Source organism: Sorangium sp. So ce590 (assembly GCF_051521365.1).
In the GTDB taxonomy this organism is placed as follows: domain Bacteria; phylum Myxococcota_A; class Polyangia; order Polyangiales; family Polyangiaceae; genus Sorangium.
The window spans coordinates 2,339,296-2,364,342 of record NZ_CP150346.1; the positions used below are offsets into that span (position 1 = coordinate 2,339,296).

Genomic DNA, 25,047 nt, shown 5'->3' on the forward strand with positions numbered 1-25,047 from the left:
GCCCTCGGCGCTCGAGCCGCCTGGAACGGTCATGACGCGGCCGCGCTCGCTGTACTACGCTCGGGTCGTGCGCCGTACCGTCTCGCCGCTGCGCCGGCTCCCGCAGGTCCTGCTCGTCGTCGCCGCCTCGGCCGCCGCGCTCGCGCCGCCCGGGGACGCCGCCGCGTTCCTCTGGCCCAACGTGCCGGAGCAGATCGCGCGCGCGCTCACGTCGGGCGACGTCTCGGAGCGGCGCCTCGCCGCCACCCGCGTCGGCGAGCTCGCCCCGGAGACGGCGATCGGGCTGATCCAGAAGGGCATGAGCGACCCGGACATCGAGGTGCGGCTGTACCTCGCCGGGGCGGCTGTGCGCTTCCGGATGCCGCGCGCAGGAGACCTCGTGATCGAGTGGCTCGGCGAGGGCGACGCGCGCCTGCGGCTCGCGGCCTGCGACCTCATCCGCGCGGCGCCCACCGATCGATCCGTCGTCGCCCTCGGCCGGGTGCTCGGCGATCCCGATCCGCACGTCCGCCTCGCCGCCGCGGCCGCCATGGGCGCGGCGGGGCTCCCGGACGCCGTCTCGCCGCTGCTTGGCCACCTCGACGACACCGCGCCGGAGGTGCGCGCGGAGGTCGTGCGTGCGCTCGGCCGGATCGGCGACGCGCGCGCCGTCGTGCCGCTCATCGGCAAGGTGCAGGACTCGGTCCCGGAGGTCCGTCGGGCCACGGCGCGGGCGCTCGGAGAGCTCGGCGATGCGCGGGCGGTCAGCGCGCTCATCCTCACGCTCCAGGACGCATCCCAGGACGTCCGCGTCGAGGCGGTGAGCGCCCTCGGCCGGCTGCGCTCGGACGAGGCCACGTCCGCGATCGCCGATCTCGTCGAGGCGTCGCCGGCAGGCACGGGCGCGTTCCTCGGAGCGCGCCCGGCCGACAGCGGCACCTCGAGCAACGACGTGCGTGATGCGGCGCTCCGGGCGCTCGGCCGCATCGGCTCCGACGCGGCGGTGAAGGTGCTGCTCGCGGCGCTCGCGAAGGACGACCCCGCGGCGCCGCGGTCCGCGGTCCGCGACGCCCTCGTCAGCGCCGGGAAGCCGGCTGCGGCCCCCGCGCCGGCTGCGGCCCCCGCGCCGGCTGCGGCCCCCGCGCCGGCTGCGGCCCCCGCCCTCCCCGCGCTCGTCGCCGCGCTCGCGGCCGCGCCGTCGGCCAACACCGCCGCAGGCGCCGCCCTCGTGCTCGGTGAGCTCAAGGCCAGGGAAGGGCTGCCCGCGATCGTCCGGGGGATGCAGCGGGGCGTCGTCCCGCTCCGGCACGGGCTCCGCGCCCTCGGGGCGCTCGGCGACCCCGCGGCGCTGCCCAGCGTGCTCGAGCTGCTCGGCGACGTCGACCCCTCGGTCCGCCGCGAGGCGATCCGCGCCGCGACCGCGCTGCTCGATCCCGCGCGGCCCGACGGGCGCGCCGTCGACCCCGCGCGCGCCCTGCTTGTCGACCCGGCGACCCCGCCCGACGAGAAGCTCGCCCTCGTCCAGCTCCTCGGGCGCACCGGCTCGCCCCGCGCGCAGGAGGTGCTCCTGCCGCTCGCGAAGGCCCGCTCCGCGCCGCTCCGCCTCGCCGTGATCGAGGCGCTCGGCGCGGCGCGCGCCGCCGGGGAGCTCGGCGCCGCCGTGGACGCCGCGCTGCTCGAGGCGCTCGACGACGAGTCGGCCGACGTGCGCCTCCGGGCAGCGGTCGCGCTCTCCCGCGTCGCCGGCCCCACGAGCGCGCGCGCGCTGCTCCAGCGCCTCACCGTCGCCGCCGAGCAGGACCGGGGCGCCCTCGGCATCGCCCTCTCGGGCGCGCTGTCGCGCGCGGCGGACGACCCGAAGGACGGCAGCGGCAAGGGCCTCGCCCACGACGTCGCGGCGGCCATCGCGAGCGCCCCGGACGCCGCGCGCGACGCGCTGCTCGAAGGGCTCGGCCGCATGCCCGGGCCGGCCGCGGGCGCCGCGCTCGCGCGGATGGCCTCGGCGGCGCCCATCGACGACCGCCGCAAGATCGCCGAGGCGCTCGCCGGGCACCCGGCGGCCGCCGCCGCGCTCCGCAAGCTCGCGGGCGATCCGGATCCGGGCGTCCGCGCCAACGCCGTCTGGTCGCTCGGCGCGGTGGGGGACAGGGACGCGCTGCCGCTGCTCCAGCCGCTCCTCAAGGACCCCGACGCCGCCGTGGCGGGCAACGCGGCGGGCGCGATCGGGCGCATCGCGGGCCGCGCCGGCCAGCCCGCCCGCGCGGCCGCGGCGCTCTGCGGGGCGCTCGCCGACGCGCGCCCCTACCTGCGCGCCAACGCGCTCGCCGGCCTCACGGTCGCCCGGGCGCGCTGCGACGGCGCCGCGGCCCGGGACCTGCTCGCGCGCGACCCCGCCGAGGCGGTCCGCCTCGCCGCCGCCGACCACCTCGCGCAGGGCGGCGACGACGCCGATCGCCGCGCGCTCGCCCGCTGCGCCGGCGAGGACAGGAACGCCTCGGTCGCGGTGCGCTGCGCCCACACCGCCCCGCCCCGCGCGCCCCCCTCGGGCGCCGAGGACGTCGCGGTCTTCGTCGTCCCGTTCGACGCGGGCCGGGGCGGCTCGGCCCGCGACGCGCCGGTCCCGCGCGCCCCCTTCGCGCTCGTGCGCGCGGACGGCCTCATGCGCCTCGGCGTCGCCGACCGGCGCGGCGAGGTCTTCGAGCGCGGCGCTCCCCGAGGGCCGCTCCGCCTCGCCGTCCCGGCGCCGCTCGTGAAGTGAGCCCGCGCCCGCCGCGCTGAGCCGCTCTCCATGCGCAGCCGACCCGACGTCGAGCTCCGGATGTCCAGGACCGTCCACCCGGGCGACGTCGTCCAGGTCGAGCTCGTGCTCCGCAGCCGCGGGAGGACGCCGGTCGACTCGATCGAGCTCCACCTGGAGGGCATGCAGGTCGCCCGCGTCGAGGAGCGCGTCCTCGTGCCGCCCCACTTCCTCTCGCTCGTCGCCCGCCTCGCGGGGGAGACGACGCTCCCGGAGGGCGAGCAACGCTACCGCGCGAGCTTCCCGCTCCCGGCCGACGCGCCCTGCTCGTACCTCGGCACGCGCGCCGAGATCCGCTACGGCATCACGCTCTCCATCGCGATCCCGTGGTGGCTCGACGTCCAGGAGTCGTACGAGGTGCTCGTCACGCCGCGCCCCGTCACGCGCCCGGCCCGGTCGCCTGTCGCGGGCACCACGGCGCGCGGCGACAGCCCCTTCATCGAGGTCTCGCTCGACGATCAGGTCTTCGCGCCGGGCGACGAGATCTCGGGGGCGGTGGCCCTCGGCAACGTGCAGGGCCGCAGCGTCCGCGGGATCGAGATCTCGCTCGTCGGCGTCGAGCGGCTCCTCAGCGTCGACCCCGCCGCGTCGAACCGCGCGACCGAGGCGCACCGCTTCACCGCCTTCCGCCGCGCGGACAGCCGCGACGAGGGGCGGGAGCTGCCCTTCCGGTTCCGGATCCCCCGCTCCGTCGCGCCGTCGTTCGACGCCGGGTGGGTCGCCCTCCTCTGGGGGCTCGAGGTGCGCGTCGAGCTCGCGCGCTCGGACGGCGTCGTCCACACGACGCCGCTCGCGCTCGGCGTCTTCGATCGGCCGCCCGGCCTCGGCGCGATGCGCCGGCAGATCGGCTCGGGGAGGTGGCGCGGGGTCTGGGGCACGGTCGGCGCGCGCCACGGCCTGTCGCTCGACCCGCTGGAGCTGCGCCTCTCGGGCGCGCTCGCCGGCTGCGCGGCGTCCGTGTGGATCGACGCGGGCTCCTCGTCGAGCGGCGCGATCGTCGGAGAGCTGCGCTGGCCGTCGTGGGGGCTCGACCTGGAGGTCGGCGTGAAGCGCTTCCTGCTCGCGCTCGCGTCCGAGGACGACGAGGGCTTCGGCCGCCGCTACCGCGTGCGCGGGCGCGACCCCGGCCAGGTCCGCGCCGTCGTCGCCGGGCCGCTGCGCCGGGCGCTGCTCGCCTTCGACGACGTCCGGCTCGACGACGAGCACGTGTCGGTCCGGTCCCGCACGCCCGGCCACGACCAGCCCTGGCTCGGCGCGTTCCTGGAGCACCTCGCCGCGCTGGCGGCCGAGATCCGCGCCGCGTCCGCGCGCATCCCGCCGCCCACGCCCATGGCGGCGATGCGCCCGGCCTGGGAGCAGTTCGCGGCCGAGGTCCACGGCCGCTTCGAGGTGGGCCGCATGCGCATCCGCGACGCGCAGCTCGACGGCGCCACGTTCCACATCGACACGTGCTTCGAGCGAGGCCCGCACCCCGAGCGCTCCGAGGTCACGCTTGTGCTCGATCCGCCCCTGGATGTGACGCTCGATCCCGATGACCCCGAGCAGCTGCGCGCGGCCTCGCCCCGGGCGCGCGAGGCGGTGAGGCGCCTGCGGGCCCGCACGCACGCGCTGCGCATCGCCCCGCACGCCATCGTGATCACGGTGCCGGCCCCGCTCGAGGACCCCGCCACCCTGCGCGACCTGCTCGACGCGCAGCTGCACCTCTCGGCGCTCCTGCGCGGCCCGCGCGTCGCCCGCCCGTACCGCTGAGCCGCGACGAGCGGGCCGCCGGAGCCGCTGAGCCGCTGAGCCGCGCCGGGGATCTCCTTACAGCGGACCGCGAGCCGATTTCCACACAGAACGCCGGCTGATCCGGGCTAAAGTCTTCGCCCATGCTCGACAAGCTCTCTCGGCAAGAACGCCTCCAGCTGATGCGGTTCATCTGTTCGTTCGCCTGGGCCGACCTCCAGGTGCGCGAGCAGGAGCGCGAGTTCGTGCGCAAGATGATCCTGCGGCTCCAGCTCGACGAGGAGGAGGCCAAGGAGGTGCGCAGCTGGCTCGATGTGCCGCCCGCGGCCGACGACGTCGATCCGATGCAGATCCCCCGCGCGCACCGGCAGCTCTTCCTGGCGGCCGCGCGCGAGATGATCTCGTCCGACGGCGAGATCGGCGAGGAGGAGCGCGAGAGCCTGAGCCTGCTGGAGCAGCTCACGCGCTGACCGGGGCACAGCCCCTCGGTTGACGGATGGATGGATGGATCGATGAGTCGGCGATTGGTGGAACGATGAGCACGATGGCGCAGCGAGGGGCCGGCGAGGGCCGGGCCCCGACCGAAATGGGAGCGAGCTCGACCGAGAGGCCCTGGGTCGGCGTGATCATGGGGGGCAAGAGCGACTACGAGCACCTCGCCGTGACGAGCGAGCTGCTCACGCAGCTCGGCATCCCGCACGAGGTGCGCGTCGTCTCGGCGCACCGCACGCCGGACCGGATGTTCGAGTACGCGAGCACGGCTGAAGGGCGCGGGATCGAGGTGATCATCGCCGCCGCGGGCGGCGCCGCCCACCTGCCCGGGATGGTCGCCGCGAAGACGGTGCTCCCGGTCATCGGCGTGCCCATCCCCGCCACGGCGCTGAACGGCATGGACGCGCTGCTCTCGATCGTCCAGATGCCGAAGGGGGTCCCCGTCGCCACGATGGCCATCGGCAAGCCCGGCGCCGCCAACGCCGCCCTGTTCGCGGCGGCGGTCCTGTCGGGCAAGCACCCCGAGCTCCGCGAGCGCCTCGCCGCGTTCCGCGGCGCCCAGGAGGCGGCGGTCCTCCGCGACGCGGTCATCGTTTAACCCTCCACCTCCACCTCGCCCCGCCTCGCCCTAGGTCCTCCGGAAATGCCCATCGCTCCCGGCTCTACGCTCGGTATTCTCGGCGGCGGTCAGCTCGGCCGCATGACGGCGCTCGCCGCCCGCACGCTCGGATACAAGGTCCACGCCCTCGACCCGGACCCGGACTGCCCGGCCCGCTCGGTGCTCGATCGCTGCATCGTCGCCTCGTTCGACGACGCGGCGCAGGCGGCCGAGCTCGCGTCGCAGTGCGACGTCGTGACGCTCGAGATCGAGAAGATCTCCACGGAGGCGCTCACGGCCGCCGCCCGGCTCGCGCCGGTGCGCCCGTCGGCCGACGTGCTGGCCATGGTGCAGGACCGCGGCGTCCAGAAGCGCTGGCTGTCGAGCAACGGCTTCCCGGTGGGCCCCTTCCGCGAGGTCGCGACGAGCGCGCAGCTCCTCGAGGCGACGCGCGCCATGGGCGGGGCGTGCTTCGTGAAGTCGTGCGTCGGCGGGTACGACGGCAAGGGGCAGCTGCGGCTCTCGGGGGGCGCGTCGCCGGGCGACGGCGACGCCGGGAGCGAGGCGGCGGCGCTCTTCGGGTCGCTGGGCGGCCAGCGCTGCGTTGTCGAGCAGGCGCTCGATCTCGAGGCCGAGCTGTCGGTGCTCGTCGCGCGGAGCCCGAGCGGCAAGCTGGCGGTCTACCCGCCGGCCCTGAACCACCACCGCGACCAGATCCTCGACTGGTCGCTGCTGCCCGGCCCGCTCTCGGCCTCGGTGACCGGGCAGGCGGTGCAGATCGCGCTCGATCTCGCGGTCGGCCTGCGCGTCGAGGGCCTGCTCGTCGTCGAGCTCTTCCTGCTCCGGGACGGCCGCCTGCTCATCAACGAGCTCGCCCCGCGGCCCCACAACAGCTACCACGCGTCCGAGGTCGCCTGCGCGACGAGCCAGTTCGAGCAGGCGGTCCGCGCCGTCTGCGATCTGCCGCTCGGCTCGACCGAGGTCGTCCGCCCCGCCGCGATCGTCAACCTGCTCGGCGACGTCTGGATGGACGGCGCCTCGCCGGCCTTCGAGGCCGCGCTGGAGATCCCGGGCATCCGGCTCCACCTCTACGGCAAGCGGATCGCCCGCCCCGGCCGGAAGATGGGCCACCTCTCGGCGACGGGCCGCACGCCGGAGGAGGCGCTCGTCGCCGCGAAGCTCGCGATGGCCCGGCTCTCGGCGCACGCCGGGCTGCCGCTCCCCGGCCGCTGAAGGGCCTCCCGGCAGCGCACGGCGCAGGCCCCTGACAGGCGCATTTCGAGCCCCCGCGCGGCCCGGTCACGTCGATTCCTGAGCCGCCGGCGAGCCGCGGTCCAACGACAGACCTCGGCTGACGCGATCGCGTCACTGTTCCTGAGTCGATGCAGATGTGCCCACGTGGTACACATCGTGTCTTCTGTTCCGATGCTCCTTCACGTCCAGAGCTTCGACGCCTTCGAGGACGTGGGCGCCGCCTTCTTCACCGCTGTCCCGGCGCTGATGGACTCGCACCATCGCGCCATCAGCCGGGCCGTCATCGCCGCAGGCACCTTGTTCCTTGTCTATTACACGCTCGCTTCCCGCTCCCTGGACAGGCGTGGCTACCGGGTGTCGTTCCCCGAGGTGTGGCTGCTCGCGAGCGCGGGGCTCTGCTCCATCTACGCGTGGGGGTTCAACCCCTGGGGACAGGCGTTCTTCATCATGAACCTGTTCCACGCGGTGCAGTAGGATGTATGAGAATCCAGGGTTGTCTCGGCTCCGTGCGCTTCTCGCTCGCGGTTGCCTCGATGGCGCTCGTCTCGCCCGCCTGCAGCAAGTCGCCGCAGATGACGGCGGAGAGCCTCGAGGATAGCTGGGCGCTCGTGGAGTAGCACGATCCCGGCTCCGTATGAAGGGCCCGAACGGGGGTGTGCTCCAGCCCGTCGGGGACGACATCGTGAGGGTGGAGGTGCTCGCCGCGGCCTCCCGCGGCGCCCGGACGCGGTAAGGTAGCGGCGCCGCGCGCCCGCGCCTCACCCGACGGAAAGCCCCTCTCCATGACCGAAGCGCCCGATCTCCCCGACCTTTCCCCCGACGACTGCCACCCCCGCGCGGCCGCCGCGCTCGCCGACCCGTTCTTCTGGTCGCTCACCGACGCGACCGCCCCCTTCGGCAACGAGACGGCGCACGACACGCTCACCGCGTTTCGCGACTTCCGCGACGAGCACCCGAAGGCGAGCCCCATCGAGCTGCTCGACGCGCTCCTCGCCCGCTGGGAGGTCGACAACGCCCACTGGGACGCCGTGGACGCGGCCGAGGTCCAGGCCCTCGGCGAGGAGGACGAGTACAGCCTGCTCACGCGCGACGAGGCGCTCCTCGCCCTCGCCTTCAGCCAGATCGTCACCGAGGGCAGGCTCGAGCCCGAGGTCCGCCGCCGCGCGCTGCTGGCGCTGGCCCGGCAGGCGCTGCCCGCCCTCCTCAGCGCCTTCGAGGGCCGCGCCCTCGAGCGCGCGCTCAGGATCGACCGGATGAGGGCCGTCCTCTCGGAGCGATGGGCCTAGAGCACCGATCAGCTTGAAATGCCCGGGAATGAAGAGATTTGAACCACAGAGGCACAGAGGACACAGAGGGACAACAAAAAACTCTGTGCCCTCTGTGCCTCTGTGGTTCATTTTCTCGGGGTTTCAACCTGTTCGGTGTCCTAGCGCCGGGCGACGAACGGGGTCTCCTCGAGCCTACCGCTTTCCCGTGCGAACGTAGGAGCCGCCGATGTCCGAGCTGGCTCGGTAGGACTCGCAGCAAGAGAGCTTGGCGCGCGCCACACAGCTGTCGCCCGCCGCCGCCCGATCGCAGGACGCAACACGCTGCGGTTTGTACATGGACGGCTTGAAGACCAAGAGCGCTTTGTGTCGCCGGTGTTCTTACACTTCATGCCGTTGAGGCTCGCGGCCGTCGGACGTACGCCGGCGTGGAATTCTCCGCCGCGGTGGTGCTGGTGCCCTGCGATACCGCGCGACGGTTGCGCTCATGGATCGTCGAGCTCATCGGTACAGGAGGTGAAGCGGGTGACGCGGGTGAAGCGAGTGAAGAGCGTGAAGCGGTCCCCCTCTTCGTTTGTGAAGGCCCGGCAGGAGCGGCGAGGCTCGTCGGCTCCGCCCTCGGCCGATCCGCTGGAGCCAGCGCTGCGCGCATGATACGATCATCGTTCCGGCGATCGGTGTCGCATGGGACCTTGAAACGAATGGGTAGGGCATGGCGCCCCAAAACGAAGGAGTGAGGAATGGAGCTCAGGGCATGGTGCGCGGCGCTCTGCGCAGGGACGATGGGTCTCGTGGGGTGCGGCGGGGGCGCGGGCACAAACCAGGACAGCGGTTCGCCGGGCGCTGGAGGCCCGGGCGCCGGAGGCCACGGGCAGGGGGGTGACGTCTTCGGGCAGGGGGGTAACATCTTCGGGCAGGGGGGTGGTTCCATCGGCAACGGGGCCAACGGAGCGAGCGGTGGGACAGGGGGCAACGGCCCGAACGGCTCGGGGTGCCAGCACGTCGATGTCGTGTTCGCGCTCGACAACTCCTCGAGCATGCGTGAGGAAAAGCAATCGATGCGCGAGGTCGTGTTCCCGGCCTTCGCGCAGGCGCTGCTCGATATCAGCGGCATCCAGGACTTCCGCGCGGCCGTGCTGGACGCCTGCCCTCGGCCCGCAAATTTCCACACGCGCGGCGTCGGGGGCGACTGTTCGTTCCAGAGCGGAAAGTCGTGGATGGAGAGCTCGAGCACCGACATCCTCGGCGAGTTCGAGTGCGCCGCAGATGTTTACTCGGACGATGTCGAGTGCAGCAGCAACAACGATGACGAGCAGCCCGCGTCCTCGGTCGCCGCCGCGCTGGAGCCGCCGTTCTCGAACGAGGAGAACGCGGGCTTCCTCCGCGAGGATGCGCTGCTCGTGGTCGTGGCGATCACCGATGAGGACGAGCAGCCCGTCCCGCGCCAGCAGCCGCAAGCGATCCACGATCGGCTCGTCGCCGTGAAGGGCGACGCAAAGAACGTCGTGTTTCTCGGCATCGGCGGGAAGACCGATTGCGAGGGGGCCTATGGGAGCGCGGACGAGGCCGAGGACATGCAGCGGCTCGTGGACACCTTCGCCGCCGACAACCGTGGCTTCTTCTGGGATCTTTGCGAGGGGCGCCTCGAGGACGGCCTCACGAACGCCCTCACGGCGATCGAGGAGGCGTGCGAGGAGTTCGTGCCCGTCGTGAATTGATGCGCGCCGGGTGCCAGGGAACGCCTTGAACGCACCTGGCCCCGGAGCGGCGGAGCGTTCGACCTTGCCCTGATCACGCCTCGCGGCGGTAGCATCGCCGCCATGGACATCGCTTCCTTCCTGGCCGAGGTCGAGCCGCTTGCCCACGACGACCGCGTCCGCCGCGTCGTGGCGCTGGGCGGCGCCGCCGCGCGCGGCGACGCCGGCGCCGCGGCGCTCCTCGGCGCGCTCTCGGGCAGCGATCAGGCCTACGAGCGCCTCCTCGCGCTCATGGCCGTGTATGGCTCGGGGGACGGCGCGCGCGTCGTCGCGGCCGTGTCGGACCCGTCCCGCCTCGTCCGGCGGCGCGCGGGCCGCATGGTGGCCCGCTTCTGCGACGACGCGCAGGCGCTCGCGGCGCTCGGCGTCCTCGTCGAGCGGCGCGCCCTCCGGCGCACGGTGGCCCAGCTCGCCCGCCGCAAGCGCCAGGGGGTCGTGGACGCCTTCCTCGGCGCGCGCATCCAGCAGGGGCGCGATCCGGCGATCGTGGATCTGCTCCCGTTCGGCTCCGAGCCGCTCGTCGCGGCGCACCGGCATGCCCTCGACGAGGCGGGCGGTCCGCACTGCCTCGCGCGGCTGGCCGTCAGGCACCCCGCGGCCGCGGCGCGCTGGTTCGGGGAGGCGGTCGCGCGCTCCGGATCGCTCGATGTCCGGCTGCGCTACCGCCTCGCGCCGCTGCTCGTCCCGCTCGCCCGGCGCGCGCCCGACGCGGCGCTCCCGCTGATCCGGGCCCTCTTCGACCTCGGCGAGGAGCCCTCGTTCCTCGCCGACCCCCTCGGCGTGCTGGCCCGCGCGCGCCCGGCCGCCACGTTCGACCTCCTGAAGGCGCGCCACGAGAGCGGCCGCCCCGCGCGGCCGCCCGGCGCCTTCGCGGTCGTGAGCTTCGACAAGGGCGCGCCGGCCCTCGGCGCCGAGCGCCTCGACTACCTCATCCGCAACGCCTGGGGCGCCCTGAGCGACGGGAAGCGGGGCCCGCGGTGGTTCCTGCGGCTGCGTCCCGACGACAAGAGGGCGGTCCTCCGGGCCTTCCTCCTCGGCGGGCGAGGGGGCTTCGGCGCCTTCCTGTTCCGCTACGTGACGGCCGCGTCCGCCGAGGAGCAGGCGCTCCGGGAGCGGGCCTTCGAGCGCTGGTCGCGCGCCGCGCAGGCCGCCGACGGCTCGATCGCGCCCGAGGTGCTCGACGCCCTGCCCGCCGACCTGCGCGAGCGCGAGGCGCGGCGGCACCTCGTCGACTGCCCCGCGCTCGTCGCCAGGCCGGACCGGCGGATGAGCTACGCGCGCCTCCTGCCGTTCGCCGAGGCCAGGACGGTGCTCGCGCCGCTCCTCGGGCACCCCGAGGGCGACGAGCGCGCGAAGGCGCAGGCGCTGCTCCTCGCGAGCGTCCTGCACGATCGGGGCGCGCTCGCGGACGCCCTCGCGAACGTGCGCGCCCGCAAGTTCGAGCAGGATCCGGTGCGGCGCGCGATGATCGGCGCCCTCGCCGCGCTCCCGCTCGCCCGCTTCGGGCCGGAGCACCTCGAGGCGGTGGGCGCCGTGGCGCAGGACGCGCTCGACGCCGCGGATCTGTCCCAGGCCACGGCCTCGGCCGTGGAGCGGCTCGTTGTGCGGCTGTTCCGCGTCGACGGCGCGTGGGGCGCCCGCTGGCTCGGGCGGATCCTCGCCGTGCGCGGCTCGGTCTCGACGGCGGGGCTCGGGGAGGGGCTGACGAGGGCCGAGGCCGAGCGGCTCACCCCCGCGCTCGCGCAGCTCGCGGGCGCGTGGTGCACCCGCGAGCGGGCGGGGGCGGTGCTGTCGCTCGCGCACAGCCTCGGCATCCGCCTCGGGGTGGTCGTGCCGCTGCTCGAGGCGCTCGAGCGGCTGTCGCGCGAGCTCCCGTTCGTCGGCGTCGCGGCCGGCGCGCTGGCGCTCCTCCGCGCCCATGATCGGCCGCGGTTCGCGCGGCTCGTGCCCGCGCTCCTGCGCGACGACGCGAGCTTCGTCCTGATCGGCGACGTCGCCCGGCACGTGAGCCGGAAGCGCCAGGATCTCCTCGACCCGCTGCTGGACGGCCGGCCCATGACGGGCAGGTTCGCGACGGGCCGGACGCGCTGGGTGCTCGACTTCGGCGCGGGCCACGGCCGCTGGACGGCGCGGCAGCAGGAGCGGTACGCGGCCGGCCTGCGCGCGCTGCTCGCGGACGAGGGGTGCGACGTCCCCACGCTGCGGTTCGCCGTCTCCGCGCTGGTCCGGCTCGCGTACGTCGACGCCTCGGCGATCACCCCGTTCGCCGCGGATCCGAGGCCGCCGCTGCGCGAGATGGCCATCCGGGGCCTGCCGTGGCTCGACGCCGGCCAGGGCGTGCCCGTCCTGATCGAGTGCCTTGGCGACGAGCGCGCGCGGTGGGCCATCTACGCGCTCCGGAAGGCGTTCGCCGAGATGCCCCGGGATCGGGTGCTCGCCGAGCTCCGGGCCGTGCCGACCGCGAAGGTGACCGTGGCCAAGGAGGTCGTGCGCCTGCTCGGCGAGATGGGCGGCGACGACGCCTACCGGGACCTGCTCCGGCTGGACGGCCCGAAGACCCACCGCGACGTGCGGATCGCGCTGCTCCGGGCGCTCTGGGACCACCTCGACAAGCCCGGGACCTGGGACGTCTTCGGCCGCGCCGTCGGGGATCCCGACTGGATCGTGGCCTCGAAGCTCGCGGACCTCCCGCTCGGCAGGCTCTCGACCGAGGCCGAGCCGCGCGTCGTGGGCCTGCTCGCCGCGATCCTCGGGCGGGCGGAGCCGGAGGCGCGGCTCGACCTGCTCCGGCGCGCCGCGCAGCTGCCGCTCCGGGACGAGCAGCGCGCGCTCTTCCTCCGGCTGCTCGCGCATCTGGACGCGCCGGCGCCCGAGGAGGCGGCCGAGGCGCTGGCGGCCGTGCTCGCCCGGATGCAGCCGGCCGAGGTCGCGGCCGTCGTGGCGCGGCTCCGGGAGCTCGCGCCGAGGCGCCGCCACCTCGTGGCGTTCCTGCCGGTGCTCTCGGCGCGGCTCGGCGCCTATGCCGCGCGGCACCACCTGGCGGTCGGCGAGGGGCTCCTCGCCGTGCTGAAGGCGGACGCCCTGGCCGTGCCCCAGTACCTCGGGCTCGCGGCGCGCCTGCTGCAGTGGCGGGAGCTCGGGCAGGCGCTCTCCGAGCTCGGCCGGCGGGATCTGCTGCACCACGACGCGATGGTGGCGGCGATGGCGGCGGTGCAGGGCTGCGTGCACCCGTCGCTCCTCGAGGAAGCGCTGCGGGGGAGCGACGATCCGCGGTTGCGCCGGCTCGCGCTGGAGGCGCTCGTGCAGGCGGCGTCGCCGAAGAACGGGTGGACGGAGGAGCGGCGCGCGCTGCTCGAGCGCTACCGGGGCGACAGGTCCCCCGCCGTGGCGGGGCCGGCGGGGTTCGTCGCGCCGCCGTGAGGGCGGGGCGCGGGGCGCGGGCTGTCTGGGGTTGAGGGATTTCCTGCGCGATTCGCGGCGCTGTTCGCGCGCAGCGAGCCGCGCGAGCGGGCGATCGAGTACGTGCGCTCGCGGATGGGGACGGCGGCGCGGCGGAACGGTTGGCAGCGACCCATCTTTTGGTGGAGGCGTGTCCAGCGGGAGATGGGTGCGACCCATCTTTTCTTGGAGGCACGTCCACCGGGAGATGGGTGCGACCCATCTTTTGTTGGAGGCGTGTCCAGCGGGAGATGGGTGCGACCCATCTTTTCTTGGAGGCACGTCCACCGGGAGATGGGTGCGACCCATCTTTTCTTGGAGGCGCGTCCACCGGGAGATGGGTGCGACCCATCTTTTCTTGGAGGCGTGTCCACCGGGAGACGGGTGCGACCCATCTTTTCTTGGAGGCGTGTCCACCGGGAGATGGGTGCGACCCATCTTTTCTTGGAGGCGTGTCCACCGGGAGACGGGTGCGACCCATCTTTTCTTGAAGGCACGTCCACCGGGAGATGGGTGCGACCCATCTTTTGGTGGACGCGCCAGCCCACCCGGGCGGGTTCACGGCGTGCCGCCCGCCAGGGCGAGGGCGCCGGCCCTTGGAAAGGATGTTCGTCGCGCGGCACGGCCTTGCCCTTGCCCGGCTCCAGGAGATAGCTAGCGACGGGCATGGACTCGCTCACGCACGGGCTCTTCGGGCTGGCGGTCGGCGCGATGCGTCGCCCGGACGTCATGCCCGGCCAGGGGCGCGCGTCGCCGACCGACCGGGCCGTGCTGCTCGCGTGCGTAATCGCCGCCGAGCTGCCGGATCTCGATTACCTCTGGCCGGCGGGGGACGCGGTGCTGAGCACGCTGCGCGCGCACCGGGGGCCGTCGCACGCGCTCCTCTTCGCGCCGATGGTGGCGGCGGTGGCGGCCGGGATCGCCTGGCTCGTCCTCGGGCGGCGGGCGCGGATCGGCCCGGTCTACGCCTTCAGCGTGCTCTCGGTCGCCCTCGCGCACCTCTTGCCGGATCTCTGGACCGGGTGGGGGACGCGCCTGCTCCTCCCGCTCTCCGACGCGCGCCTGACGCTCGACTGGACCGGCGTGCTCGACCCGCTTGTCACGCTGCCGCTCGCTCTCGGCGCGCTCGTCGCGTGGCGCCGGCCGGCGCGCTGGCGGCGCGCAATCCTCGCCGGCGCCGCCGTCGCCGCCGTGTACGTCGGCGGCCGGATCGCGGCGCAGCAGGTCCTCGTCGCCCGCGTCGCCGCCGCCCACCCCGAGGCGCAGCGCGTCGCCGTCTTCCCCGCGATGCTCGGCGTGACGGCATGGCGCTTCATCGCGACGCATGAGGACGCTTACGTCGCCGGCTCGGTCGCCCTGTTCGGCGGCGCGCCGGTCGAGGAGCGCCGGCTCTCGCGCGCGCCCAGCGGCCCTGTCCCTACCCAGGTCATGGCCGTCCCCACCGTGCGCGAGGCGCTCGCCTGGGCTCGCTTCCCCGTGGTCCGCCACGCCCCCGCCGAGGGAGGCGGGACCACCGTGCGCGTCGCCGACCTCCGCTATCACCTCCGCGGCAACCCGACGCTCGAGTTCATCATCGACATCGCCCCCGGCGGCGCCGTGACGCGCGCCCGCCTCGAGCGCGGCGGCTCCGCCCGCGAGCTCCTCGAGCGCTGGCGGGAGTAGTAGCTCGTCACCTTGGGGATGGGTCGGCCCATGCGCGCCGGCGCCCAGCCACGTGGGATCGGTGTAGCGACGGGACAGTAGAGGATCGGTCTCCAGGAAGGCGCCCGAGCCGGACGCGGGCGTGCGGCGCGCGCGCTCGAGGAGGGTCCAAGCCCTCGACGACGGCGAGGAGCCAGGCACGATCGTCCTCCTCGGCGAAGGTGCCGAGTCCGGCGAGCATCCCGTCGAACGGCTGGTCGCCGCGCTGGCTGGCGAGCTCGAGGATCGCGCGACGGGGGCGCGGCCGACAGGGGATCAGCATGCGCCCCCCGTGGCCGGGAGACGCGAGATCGCTCCGAGGCGCGCCGGGCGGCCCGTGGTCTCCACGTGCGCGCTCATCGGTCGTCTCGCCAGTCACGTGCCACGATGGCTGAACTCCAGGCGTTCTCCGAGATGGCGCAAGCAAGCGAGCATGTTCCGGTATGGCATCCAGGATCAGGCAGTCCGAGCGGTGAACACTTACGACTCGTCCTGTGACCGGAGCGGCCGCCTGCATCGCGGGCCCGTGAGGCCGTTCCCTGATATTCCAGCTAGCCTCTTCCATCCTTCCATGTGAACCGACCCCCCTGTAGCACCGGACCAAATCCATGCACGCATCCTTGCTCGATCGCGCAACGGGCCGTGCTCGTCTCCACCTCTGAAGCGGCCCTCGCAGCGCGTCGTGGCGTGAAGAACCGTCGAAAAGAGGGGCTGCGAGCCCGCGCTCCGCGCCTCGGGAACGCTGGCACGGGCGATGCTGAGACGGTTTCGTGACGGGAAGCCGGTCCCGGAGCGGAGGCCAATCGAGAATGCTTGCTCGACCGGCGCCGTGGCCGGGCTCATCTCCCCCGTTGCACCAAAGGAAGGAAACACACAATGAACGCCATGACCATCAAGAAGACGAAGCTCAGCAACGCAGGTCTCTCCGTCCCCGGGCGGAGCCTCTCGATCACGAAGATGAAGCTCAGCAACGCAGGCCTCTCGGTGCCTGGCTGAGCCACGCGCGTCCGGCGAGCCTCCCGTGATGGGGAGGCTCGCCGCGGTGCCCATCCCCCACGAGCGCACGCTCGCGGGCTCTTGGGCTGCACGCTGGCCGATCCCTGCCGGCCGGCGTGTGTTCTACCGGCGCATGCCCGCGCTCTCGGGCTGAGTTCATCGTTCATCCAGAAAAAATCGTCTCCGATCCACAGCGTGAATGACATGGAAACATCAGCTTTGCCAAGAAAGAAGTCCACGCTCGTCGTCCACGAGATCGAGGGCACGCTCTACTTCTGCAGCTCGGGGTACGCGACGTCGATCCAGGACCCTTCCGGGGAGATCGCCCACCTGTTCGCCGTCATGGATGGCAGGCGGACGCTCGACGAGATCCACGCGCTCCTGAGCGCTCGGTATCCGCACGTGACGCGAGCGAGCCTGGCCAAAATCATCGAGACGCTCGATCAAATCGGGCTCTTGGAGAATGCCTCCTTCGGCCCGGAGGGGCTGCTCGACGCATACGAGCTCGCCCGCTGGGATAGAAACCTCAAGTTCTTCAATGCATACTCCGGACTCAGCACGAGCCGGTACGAGCTCCAGCACAGGCTGAAGACGGCGAAGATCGCCTTGCTGGGGCTCGGCGGGCTTGGTTCGCACATCCTCTACGATCTCGCGGCCATGGGCGCGCAGGACGTCTCGGCGGTCGACTTCGATCGCATCGACATCTCGAACCTCAATCGACAGATCCTCTACGGCGAACCAGACATCGGGCGCAGCAAGGTCGAGGTCGCGCGCGAGCGGATCAGCGCCTTCAGCTCGCGCCTTCGCTTCGAGGCCCGCGAGGTGCGCCTGAGCTCCACCGAGGACGTGCTCGAGATCATCCGCGGCCGGGATTACGTCATATGCGTCGCGGACCGGCCCACGACGGAGATCATGACCTGGGTCAACGAGGCATGCGTGCGCGAGCGCGCCACGCTGATCACCGGCGGCCTCGATACCCAGCGAGCGATCTATTACTCCGTGATCCCCGGCGTCACCGGCTGCATCCGCTGCTGGTCCATGGAGGTACAGAGGCGAGACCCCGTCTCGCATCGACTCCTCGAAGAGCAGCGCCGGATACGCGGCACGCGCGACGACGCGACCTTCGTCACGCTCATCTCGGTCCTCGCCGGCCACATGCTCACCGAGCTCGTCCGGTTGATCACGGGCATCGCGCCGCCGGTCGGCGCCGGGAGGCTCATGGAGATGCACTTCGACACGATGAACGTGCAGGTGGGCGAGCAATGGTCGCGCGCCGACAGTTGCCCTGTCTGCGGCGGCGTCTGCCCCGGCGCGGAGCTCGCCTCGGAGCCATACACCTCCGCGGCGTGACCGCCTGAACGAAGGGAACGGGCCGTGACACGGAATTACTACCTGCTTCTGTCGGCATATGCCCTCTCCGCGGTCGGGAACTGGATCTACAAGCTCGCGCTTCCACTCCTCATCTACGAGCGTACACACTCCGCCCTGGGCATGGCACTTGCGTTCGGGGTCACCTACCTCCCGTTCCTGCTCTTCTCCCCGTTCGGCGGAGTCCTGGCCGACCGTTACGATCGCCGGCGCCTGCTCTGGGTCGGAGACACCGTGTCCGGCGTCGTCGCCGCGTCGCTGGCCTTCGCGGTCCTGGTCAAGCCGGACGGGCTCTGGCTCCTCTATCCGCTGGTCTTCCTGCTCGCGTCGGTGGAGCCCTTCTATCACGCGGCGTTCCAGAGCATCCTCCCGTCTCTGGTCGCGCCGGATCGGCTCGCCAGGGCCAACGCCGGGCTCCAGGGCGCCGACAACCTCACGGCCTTTGTGGGACCGCTCCTCGGCGGCGGCGTGATCGCCGCCGTCGGCACGCTGCCCGCGCTGTACGTCAACGCCGGGTCCTTCCTGCTCTCCGCGGTGCTCATCGGCCTGATCCGCGGCACGGAGCGCTCACGTGCCGGAGAGGCGCGACCGCGTCGCGACGTGCTGGAGGAGCTGAAGGAAGGACTATCGCACGTGCTCAGGAGCCCGATCTTGCGCTACGGCTCGCTCCTCTTCGTTGGCGCCAACTTCGCCCTTTCGCTCTTCACGGCCAACTTCATGTACTACCTGGCCAGCACCCTCGGCCTCGGCGCGGCGCAGATCGGGCTCGTCACGTCGGCGTCGGGCGCAGGCGCCATCGCCGGGGCCGTGGCGGCTCCCAGGCTGGGAAGAGGCCTCTCCCCTGGCGTCATCTTGGTCGCCGGCACGATCCTGGAGGGGCTCTCCATCACCATGCTCTTGCCGGTCCGCGGCCCGATCGCCGCGGCGCTGGTCCTCGGAGCCATGATGTTCTTCGAGACGCTCCTCGTGGTCACCTGGTTCACGCTGCGCCAGCGTACCGTGCCGGAGCACCTCCTCGGCCGGGTCGTGGCGACGACGCGGCTCATCGCCTTCTGTCCCATCCCCATAGCCTCGGTGGTGGCCGGGCTCATCCTCCGCGTGAGCGGGAGCACTGCCCCTGTCATCGCCGCCTCTGGACTGCTCACCATGCTGGTCGGAATCGCCGCCTGGCGATCTCCCATCTGCGCGTCTACACGCGTCAGCGCGCCCTTCGTGCCTACAGATACGAAGCATTTATAGAGAGTAATCTGAACGAACCATGAACAGAGATCTGAACGACTGCCTGCCACCCGACGTCTCCGCGGAGGAGTGCGTCGCCCGGCTGGAAGATTATGCCTTATCCTCGCTCTTACAGGGAGTCGAGCACCCAGCGGCGCACATCGTGATCCTCGACATCACGGGCCTGGGCCGCCGGCGGGAGAGGAGCGCCGGCGGCTATCGTCCGGGGTGGGCGGCCCCAGGAGCGCCGCCCGCGACCCGCCGCGCCGATCAGCCGATGCCGCCGCCGCTGGCCGTCCCGTCGGATCGATAGCACGCGAAGTTGTAGCCGAGCTGCCCCGGCGTGCCCGACTCCGAATAGGCCGCCGTCAGGTAGTACGCCATCGCGTATCCCCACCGACCGAGCGAATACGAGTAGCCGTACGACCAGCTACCGCTCGTCGACTGCACGTAGAACTTCGAGATGCCGTTGAACGGGCCCGTGTACATCGTGCCGAGCGTCGCTCCGCCGGGTGAGCTGCGGAGCGTGAGCGACTCGGCGCAGGCGGCGTTCACCGCGCCGTTCGTCACCCCCTGCTCGGCGACACCGGTCTGCTCGTCGACCTCCGCGTCGTCCCCCTGCTCCGATGAGGAGTCCATGTCGGCGACACACCCCGCGAGCCCGAACGCCGAACCCAGGATCATGAGCACACTGAACAATTTCATGATTGCGATACCCTTTGATACCCACCGCGTGACGACTCGCACGCGGCTTCCCGAAGCAAGCGCGCCGGAGGCGCATGTCCTATCGGCTCCCCGGGCCCTCTCCTGTGCTTCGCTGGCTCGGGGGCGACGGATCTCCCAAACGTAGACTAATAGAGCGTGAGGGCTCGTGGGGGATCTATTTGATTCATCCGTTGCATGCGCGCGTTCGCGCGTGTGCGCTACGACGGAGCGCTCTCCCTCACATCGGACGACACCGACATCAGCACGCGCACGTAGGCCACCAGCGCGCCGTCAGAGGCTCCAGGTCTCGATGAGCGAGGGCGAGCCATCGCGCGACGCGTCGCTGCTTTGCCCTGAAGCGGCTCAGCGTGTTAAGGCATCGGGATAACGAAGGTGGTGATGGAAAAGGCCGGGACCGTGATCGCCAGGCGATAGTCCTCGATCGCCATGTCGGGGAGCCGCTCGAGGTCCTCCGTGCGCGAGGTGCGGTGCACCTCCGCCGCGAGACCGACCGTGGGGAGCCGGGTGAGATCGAGCGTGTAGCCGCGGCTTGCGCTGCGATCGCCGTTGCGGACCACGAGCGTGAGAGAGCTGCCGTCGGCGCTGACCGCGGCCACCATGTCCTCGCTGTCGACGTCGACGAAGATCGCGCCGGGCCGGATGTAACGACTGAAGCCGGCATGCATGTAAAAGCGCTTGATGGGGGTGTACGACTGCTCGCTGTCGTTCAGCGTGAAGCTCGCCCAGCTGCGCGCCGGATCGCCCGACTGCCAATCCACCCAGGCCTCCGGCCTCAGCTCACGCAGATCCCGGATGATGCGCTCCGCCATGAACAGCGCCGTGTCCGTGTCGTCGCTCAGGCTCTGCCCGAGCGGCCCCGATTCAGATTGCCACAGCCGCTTGCCGAGCTCGGTCGCCAGCTGCCGGAGCTCCTTGCGCCGGCTGCCGGCGTAGGAGTGGACGTTGATCTGCTGGAGAGCGGCGAGCGTCCCCGCGCCGAACGCGCGGAGGTTCTGGACGGCATCATCCATGCTGTTTTCGTCCGATGCGCTGACCACCGTCTCGCCGAGGCCCTTGCTGGCGAGCTGTTTGGCGACCTCCTGGATGATCTTCTCCTGGCTCGCCCGGTCGAAGTGGCAACCTTCCTGGGAGCCGTCCGATTTCCACCAGTTGGCGTGAGGCTCGTTCAGCGGCTCCAGCGAGCGAAAGGTGATCGCGTGCTCGTCCCTGTAGTGACGCACGACCTCCGTGAGGTAGTGGGCGAAGTCGTCGTAGTGGTCGGCTTTGAGGTTGTCTCCGCCGGTGCGACTGCCCGAGGCGCAGCCGCTGCTCGTCATCCAGTACGGGGGAGAATTGGAGAACGCCTCGAAGATCAGATCCTCTCCGCGCTCTGCGATGCGCAAGAGGATGGCGCGCTGGTTGGCATCGTTCGCCCACGTGAAGGTCCCGTCGGCGTCCTGGAACCCCGGCATCTCGCGATGCCGCTCCATGTGCTCGTGGGACGGATTCTCCCCTCCACCGATGTTGTAGCGGAAGATGTTGTAGCCGAGGCCACGCACCGGATCGACGACCGCTTCGACCACGGCATTGCGCTTGGCCTCCGCCCATCCGCCGACGTGATGGGCCCACCAGCACAAGCTCGTGCCCCAGCCCTCGAAGGATTGGTGGAGCACGTCCGTGTCGATCCTGACGAGCTCCGTGCCCGGAGCGGCGGTCACCGTGGGGCGTGGCTCGCTCGGCGAGCCCCCGCCCTCGCCCCCGCTCCCGCCCAGCGCGCCGCCGCTCGACGTCGACGATCCGCCACCCGAGCCCGCGGTCGCGCCGCCTCCGCTTCCCCCCTGGCCGCCGCTCCCCGCTGCCGTGGCGTCCACGGGAGGGCTCGGATCGCGCGGGGAGCACGACACGGCCACGGTGAGTGCGGCGAGCGACGCGACGAGAGCTTGAATCTTCAACCAGGTGCGTGCGGCTTCGGGGGGTGCTGTCTTGCGCATGACGACGTGATGCCACTTCAGGGAGGCGCGTGCGGGATCGCCGTGGCCTCAGGACTTTCTCATTAGCGGAGTCTCGTCGAACGGTCAGCGGCTTCTGCACCCGAAACGTGCCTCCGACAGAGAGGGCATGGCGCTCGGGGCGCAAGATTGCAACGGACCTTCACCGTTCGCCCCGACCGGTCGAAATGGCCCGGAGAGGCTAGGGTACCGAGGCGTCGGGGTTCACCACCACCTGGTACTGGCGTCCCGTGGACAGCACGCTCAAATCCATGCCCTCCTTGAGCGGTACGCGCGTCCGCGTGAGCTGGTGGCCGGGCAAGCAACAAGCGAGGGTGAAGGCCGCGTCCCAGCGCAGCCGATCGAGCACCCTGTCCATGTGCACGTGGGCGTGGACGAACGTGACGAACACCGGCATCGGGGGCAGGGCATTGAGCTGATCCGCGACGTCGTCGATGCTGGCCTTGAGCCACGCCAGGCGCCGGACCCCAAAGCGATCGCGCCACGCCTCCACCAGGCCCACGTTGAGCAGCGGATCGACGCTGATGTTGTCCGCCTCGCTCTTCAGCGAAAAGAGGGCTCCGGTCCTCGCGTGGGCCCCGTCCCCGACGTGAATGACGCGACATGGGCGGCCCTTCGGCAGGAGGGGCCGAAGGTGGCAGAGGGCAGAGTAGCTCTCGGTCATTTCCTTGGCGGGCTTTGTCGCCTTTGCGAACAAGGGCCACAGCGCTTCGAACGAGCTCCTTCGCATCAGCCGGTCCAGGTAGTCGCCGTTCGGGGGCTGCGCGTCGGTGCTGGCCATAGAGGCTGTCTATAGCAGAGCTGCCGCGATCCGCGCGGACCTCCCGTCGGAGGACCGGAGCCGCCGCGGGCCTTCCCGGTGACGAGCTGCAAGGGCGCCGCCTCGGGGCCGTGTCTCCCGGGGCAGGCACCGTCGCCCCATCCGAGCCGAGGAGCTGGCTCTGCAACGGCCCGGCCGTCAGCGGCCAGGCTGTTCAAGTTGCAAGATCCCAGGTCAGGGGGCGAGGCGCCCATGCGCGCGCGTCGCTCGCCTCGTGCGCATCGTCCGCGCCCATCGCAAAGGCAGCAAGGACCCGTGGACGCGCGACGCTCGTAACCCTGTGAATTCCATCAGTTCTGCCGGAGGCGGCGTGCATTCTCACCGGTCTGCTGCTCTCCGACCCGGCGCCTCGGTTTTGCATTCGTTGCTGACGCCGAGCCTCTCGCAATAATCGTCGCCTATCCACCGGTTCTCCTCGCAATTGCAGAGCGACCGCGTGGGTACGAAGCTGAAATCGTGCTTCTGCACCGCGCTATGGCAGCCCAGGCAACTGGACCGCGTCGCCTCAGGCTCGACGGCGCAGGGGTCCTGCGAGGCGTCCCGGTGCGACGTCGTCGAACCCACGATATAGGTCTCGATCACCGGATTCCGCAGCGTCTCCGGCTCCGCCTTCGACCCATTGTACGGATTGTACTGCACACCAATGAGCTGGTAGTGCTGAAGTACAGTGTTGCTGGATTTCAGCCAGGCGCGAGCCTGCGCGTTGAGTCTTTGTACTTCCAAGGGGATGGGATCAATACGCGTGATCTGTGTTCTGCACATCGTGGATCCGCGCACCTGAACCTGCTTGCTCGCGTTGGGGCGGCACGTCGACGGGTCACACCCGGTATCGTTGAAAGAGGGCCCGCTGGGGGTCTCGGCAGGCGCGAGGTTGTCCACCTGCTCGAACGTGGACCAGATCCACTTCCCGTAGGGCTTGGACTTCTGCGCGATATGAAACCCGACCAGGCCCAGGGTGATCCCATCGCCGGCTCCCGGGCCGGACGGCCGCGGTGACGCGCGCCTCTGGAGGAAGCGACCGCTCGTGCTCTCCTCTTCCGTCAGTGTCTTCCAGGCGAGCTTGATCGCCGTGGCGCCGGTCAAGTCGTAGGAATCCCCTCCGGCGTCCGGACCTTGGAAGCGGCACTGGCCATGCGTGAAGCTGATATCTATGGATGTTCCGGAGCGCTCCCGGACCTCCTCGGGTTCTTCGGCGACCTCGCTCGATTCCAGCGCCCTCATGAGCGTCTTGTGCCAGCTCTCGTCCAGCCTGACCTCATAGAGCACCGCTTGGCCGTTCTGGTCATAGACGAGCCGGTGCGGCGTGGAGGCCCGGCGCCCGCTCCGATTGAGCCCGTTCGTCAGGCAGTCGCCATCACAGCTCCAACCCAGCGGGGCACCGCGCTCCGGCGAATCGTCGCTGGAGTCATCCGTCAGGTCGCTGTAGATCGTCTGCGGTGTGTACCAGCTGTTCCAGCGGGGATAAACGTCCCGCTCGTTCAGTTTGTCGAGCCCACGTTCGGCCCTCCAGCGGCCGGGGTTCGGAATTCGGCCAGGCCAGTTGAGCGCGATGAACTGGCGCCAGGCGAAGAGCTCCATTCCTCGACGCTCCTGGTCGCGATCCTCACTCCATGGCGAGACGCAGTACCACGTAGAGGGCAGTTTGAAGAGCTCGTGTCCGCGCGCGGCGAAGGGGAACTCCGGGGCGCCCTCCGCGGCCTCCCCGGGGCGCTGAGGGTCGATGGCGAGGCCGCGTCGGCATCCGCTCACCGTCAGGCAAGCGGTCCCGGCGAGCAGGGTGAACATAGCACCCACGATCGTGTTTGCGTGCATGTGAAACCTCTGTCTCTGCGGTTCGTCTGTCAGAACACGGAGAGGACCGGCGCGAAGCCCAGATAACCCTTCGCGCCGATGCCTTGCTCCGCGTGGAGCGTGATCTTCACGTCAAGCCAGCGATGAATACGGGTCTTGGCCGAGATCGAGGGGCTCAACTCGCGAGCGCTCCCCGGCCAGGTCTGTAGCGCACGCCCTTTGTCGCCGGCGCAGAGCTCGTGTTCCTCGAGCGACCTCAGCAGCGCGCCCCGCCCAGGGTCGGAGCGCGCCGGGTGGTCCATCTGGAGCTGCGAGAAGGCGATCGCTGCGTAGGGCAGGAGCGCGTGGTCGAGCGAGAGATCGAAATAGACGGTGTCGTCGGCCGTCTCGGGCGTGTAGAAGGTATGCGCGAGCTGCTGCAGCGAATCGAGCGGGCCGGGCCAGCCGAGGTCCTTCAAATAGCCTATCAGATGAGCCCTGGGAACAGAGCCGTAGAGCTTGATCGTCGCCGGCTCTCTGGCGAGCATGAAGGATACGTGGATGATGCGACCAGAGGGCGGGAGGCGCCGGAAGCAAGCCTCCATCGCGCACCGGTTGCTCGCGGACAGCAGCCCCTCGAAGGCTGGAGGGACGGCGGGCGTCAAGAAGCTCAGGCAACTCTCGTACGAGTCCTGAGCGTCCCAGGGAGCCGAGGGGAGGCGTGGCGCCGGGTATTCGGGGTCGACACAGATCCAGATCGATGGAGACTGTTGCGCCGCCGGGCGCGTGTTCACGTGGTCGAACTCGAGCCACAGGCAGGGCATCCTGCTGGAGCCTTCATGGGTGAGGGTCGCCCAGCGACGGATGACGTCCCAGGCGAATCGCCAGGCCGGCTCGCGCGTGAGATGGTCCGGTGGTCCCTCGGCCGCGGCACGGATCCTCCCCAGGGGATCTTCGTCGCGGGGAGACGGGGCGATGCAGGCGAGGAAGTCGACCTGCTCCTGCGCCGCCGAGAGGCGACACTCGATGTAGTACGAAGAGAACATGTCCGGGAGCCGCGCCGTGAGCGCACCGAGGTTGGACCTGACGGCGTGGTCCACGCACACGCCGGGGATCCTCGGCGCGACTAGCTCGATAATTTCATGACTGGACCACATCATGGATCTATCTCGG

Annotated in this window: 19 protein-coding genes; 14 read left to right on the forward strand and 5 right to left on the reverse strand. The window is 71.4% G+C overall.

The window, feature by feature from the left end:
- Positions 1–67 precede the first annotated feature (67 nt).
- From WMF28_RS08845 to WMF28_RS08910, 14 genes are all read left to right on the forward strand, one after another.
- Positions 68–2,737 (forward strand): HEAT repeat domain-containing protein, encoded by a 2,670-nt coding sequence (locus tag WMF28_RS08845; RefSeq protein WP_437601663.1) that lies wholly within the window; start codon positions 68–70, stop codon positions 2,735–2,737.
- A gap of 30 nt (positions 2,738–2,767) precedes the next feature.
- The gene (locus tag WMF28_RS08850) at positions 2,768–4,525 is read left to right on the forward strand and encodes a hypothetical protein (protein WP_437601664.1); all 1,758 of its coding nucleotides are present in this window, start codon (positions 2,768–2,770) and stop codon (positions 4,523–4,525) included.
- Positions 4,526–4,647: 122 nt separating this feature from the next.
- On the forward strand, positions 4,648–4,974 hold the full coding sequence (locus WMF28_RS08855; protein ID WP_437601665.1) for a TerB family tellurite resistance protein: 327 nt from the start codon (positions 4,648–4,650) through the stop codon (positions 4,972–4,974).
- 65 nt (positions 4,975–5,039) lie between these two features.
- On the forward strand, positions 5,040–5,594 hold the full coding sequence (purE, locus tag WMF28_RS08860; RefSeq protein WP_437601666.1) for a 5-(carboxyamino)imidazole ribonucleotide mutase: 555 nt from the start codon (positions 5,040–5,042) through the stop codon (positions 5,592–5,594).
- 45 nt (positions 5,595–5,639) lie between these two features.
- Positions 5,640–6,827 (forward strand): 5-(carboxyamino)imidazole ribonucleotide synthase, encoded by a 1,188-nt coding sequence (gene purK / locus WMF28_RS08865; protein ID WP_437601667.1) that lies wholly within the window; start codon positions 5,640–5,642, stop codon positions 6,825–6,827.
- Between the two features lie 177 nt (positions 6,828–7,004).
- Positions 7,005–7,322 (forward strand): hypothetical protein, encoded by a 318-nt coding sequence (locus WMF28_RS08870; RefSeq protein WP_437601668.1) that lies wholly within the window; start codon positions 7,005–7,007, stop codon positions 7,320–7,322.
- 5 nt (positions 7,323–7,327) lie between these two features.
- Positions 7,328–7,465, forward strand: a complete 138-nt coding sequence (locus WMF28_RS08875; RefSeq protein ID WP_437601669.1) for a hypothetical protein — start codon at positions 7,328–7,330, stop codon at positions 7,463–7,465.
- A gap of 165 nt (positions 7,466–7,630) precedes the next feature.
- The gene (locus WMF28_RS08880; protein ID WP_437601670.1) at positions 7,631–8,134 is read left to right on the forward strand and encodes a hypothetical protein; all 504 of its coding nucleotides are present in this window, start codon (positions 7,631–7,633) and stop codon (positions 8,132–8,134) included.
- A 719-nt stretch (positions 8,135–8,853) separates the two neighbouring features.
- The gene (locus tag WMF28_RS08885) at positions 8,854–9,831 is read left to right on the forward strand and encodes a hypothetical protein (protein WP_437601671.1); all 978 of its coding nucleotides are present in this window, start codon (positions 8,854–8,856) and stop codon (positions 9,829–9,831) included.
- A gap of 102 nt (positions 9,832–9,933) precedes the next feature.
- Entirely contained in the window at positions 9,934–13,290 is a 3,357-nt protein-coding gene (locus tag WMF28_RS08890; RefSeq protein WP_437601672.1) for a hypothetical protein, read from the forward strand.
- 684 nt (positions 13,291–13,974) lie between these two features.
- Positions 13,975–14,970, forward strand: a complete 996-nt coding sequence (locus tag WMF28_RS08895) for a metal-dependent hydrolase (RefSeq protein WP_437601673.1) — start codon at positions 13,975–13,977, stop codon at positions 14,968–14,970.
- Positions 14,971–16,188: 1,218 nt separating this feature from the next.
- Complete coding sequence (locus tag WMF28_RS08900; protein WP_437601675.1) at positions 16,189–17,334, forward strand: HesA/MoeB/ThiF family protein; 1,146 nt, start codon at positions 16,189–16,191, stop codon at positions 17,332–17,334.
- A 24-nt stretch (positions 17,335–17,358) separates the two neighbouring features.
- Positions 17,359–18,591 (forward strand): MFS transporter, encoded by a 1,233-nt coding sequence (locus WMF28_RS08905; RefSeq protein ID WP_437601676.1) that lies wholly within the window; start codon positions 17,359–17,361, stop codon positions 18,589–18,591.
- 19 nt (positions 18,592–18,610) lie between these two features.
- Positions 18,611–18,883 carry a hypothetical protein gene (locus WMF28_RS08910; protein WP_437601678.1) on the forward strand — a complete coding sequence of 91 codons (273 nt, stop codon included), beginning with the start codon at positions 18,611–18,613 and terminating at the stop codon, positions 18,881–18,883.
- Here WMF28_RS08910 and WMF28_RS08915 read toward each other — a convergent pair.
- From WMF28_RS08915 to WMF28_RS08935, 5 genes are all read right to left on the reverse strand, one after another.
- Positions 18,841–19,275, reverse strand: coding sequence for a hypothetical protein (locus tag WMF28_RS08915; protein ID WP_437601680.1), 435 nt, complete (start codon positions 19,273–19,275; stop codon positions 18,841–18,843). The genes WMF28_RS08910 and WMF28_RS08915 overlap by 43 nt on opposite strands.
- A gap of 371 nt (positions 19,276–19,646) precedes the next feature.
- Positions 19,647–21,227 (reverse strand): glycoside hydrolase family 30 protein, encoded by a 1,581-nt coding sequence (locus WMF28_RS08920; protein ID WP_437601681.1) that lies wholly within the window; start codon positions 21,225–21,227, stop codon positions 19,647–19,649.
- 238 nt (positions 21,228–21,465) lie between these two features.
- Positions 21,466–22,065: a hypothetical protein gene (locus WMF28_RS08925; RefSeq protein ID WP_437601683.1), complete on the reverse strand. Its 600-nt coding sequence runs from the start codon at positions 22,063–22,065 to the stop codon at positions 21,466–21,468.
- 357 nt (positions 22,066–22,422) lie between these two features.
- Positions 22,423–23,889: a hypothetical protein gene (locus WMF28_RS08930; RefSeq protein ID WP_437601684.1), complete on the reverse strand. Its 1,467-nt coding sequence runs from the start codon at positions 23,887–23,889 to the stop codon at positions 22,423–22,425.
- Between the two features lie 56 nt (positions 23,890–23,945).
- Positions 23,946–25,034, reverse strand: a complete 1,089-nt coding sequence (locus WMF28_RS08935) for a hypothetical protein (protein WP_437601685.1) — start codon at positions 25,032–25,034, stop codon at positions 23,946–23,948.
- Positions 25,035–25,047: the final 13 nt, after the last annotated feature.

Excerpts from the sequence above, each read along its gene's own strand:
- WMF28_RS08900 (WP_437601675.1), top strand. The coding sequence starts at position 16,189 with ATGGAAACATCAGCTTTGCCAAGAAAGAAGTCCACGCTCGTCGTCCAC.
- WMF28_RS08880 (WP_437601670.1), top strand. The coding sequence starts at position 7,631 with ATGACCGAAGCGCCCGATCTCCCCGACCTTTCCCCCGACGACTGCCAC.
- WMF28_RS08855 (WP_437601665.1), top strand. The coding sequence starts at position 4,648 with ATGCTCGACAAGCTCTCTCGGCAAGAACGCCTCCAGCTGATGCGGTTC.
- purE (WP_437601666.1), top strand. The coding sequence starts at position 5,040 with ATGAGCACGATGGCGCAGCGAGGGGCCGGCGAGGGCCGGGCCCCGACC.
- WMF28_RS08910 (WP_437601678.1), top strand. The coding sequence starts at position 18,611 with ATGAACAGAGATCTGAACGACTGCCTGCCACCCGACGTCTCCGCGGAG.
- WMF28_RS08850 (WP_437601664.1), top strand. The coding sequence starts at position 2,768 with ATGCGCAGCCGACCCGACGTCGAGCTCCGGATGTCCAGGACCGTCCAC.
- WMF28_RS08885 (WP_437601671.1), top strand. The coding sequence starts at position 8,854 with ATGGAGCTCAGGGCATGGTGCGCGGCGCTCTGCGCAGGGACGATGGGT.
- WMF28_RS08895 (WP_437601673.1), top strand. The coding sequence starts at position 13,975 with ATGGACTCGCTCACGCACGGGCTCTTCGGGCTGGCGGTCGGCGCGATG.
- WMF28_RS08875 (WP_437601669.1), top strand. The coding sequence starts at position 7,328 with ATGAGAATCCAGGGTTGTCTCGGCTCCGTGCGCTTCTCGCTCGCGGTT.
- WMF28_RS08915 (WP_437601680.1), bottom strand. The coding sequence starts at position 19,275 with ATGAAATTGTTCAGTGTGCTCATGATCCTGGGTTCGGCGTTCGGGCTC.
- purK (WP_437601667.1), top strand. The coding sequence starts at position 5,640 with ATGCCCATCGCTCCCGGCTCTACGCTCGGTATTCTCGGCGGCGGTCAG.
- WMF28_RS08935 (WP_437601685.1), bottom strand. The coding sequence starts at position 25,034 with ATGATGTGGTCCAGTCATGAAATTATCGAGCTAGTCGCGCCGAGGATC.
- WMF28_RS08890 (WP_437601672.1), top strand. The coding sequence starts at position 9,934 with ATGGACATCGCTTCCTTCCTGGCCGAGGTCGAGCCGCTTGCCCACGAC.
- WMF28_RS08925 (WP_437601683.1), bottom strand. The coding sequence starts at position 22,065 with ATGGCCAGCACCGACGCGCAGCCCCCGAACGGCGACTACCTGGACCGG.
- WMF28_RS08930 (WP_437601684.1), bottom strand. The coding sequence starts at position 23,889 with ATGTTCACCCTGCTCGCCGGGACCGCTTGCCTGACGGTGAGCGGATGC.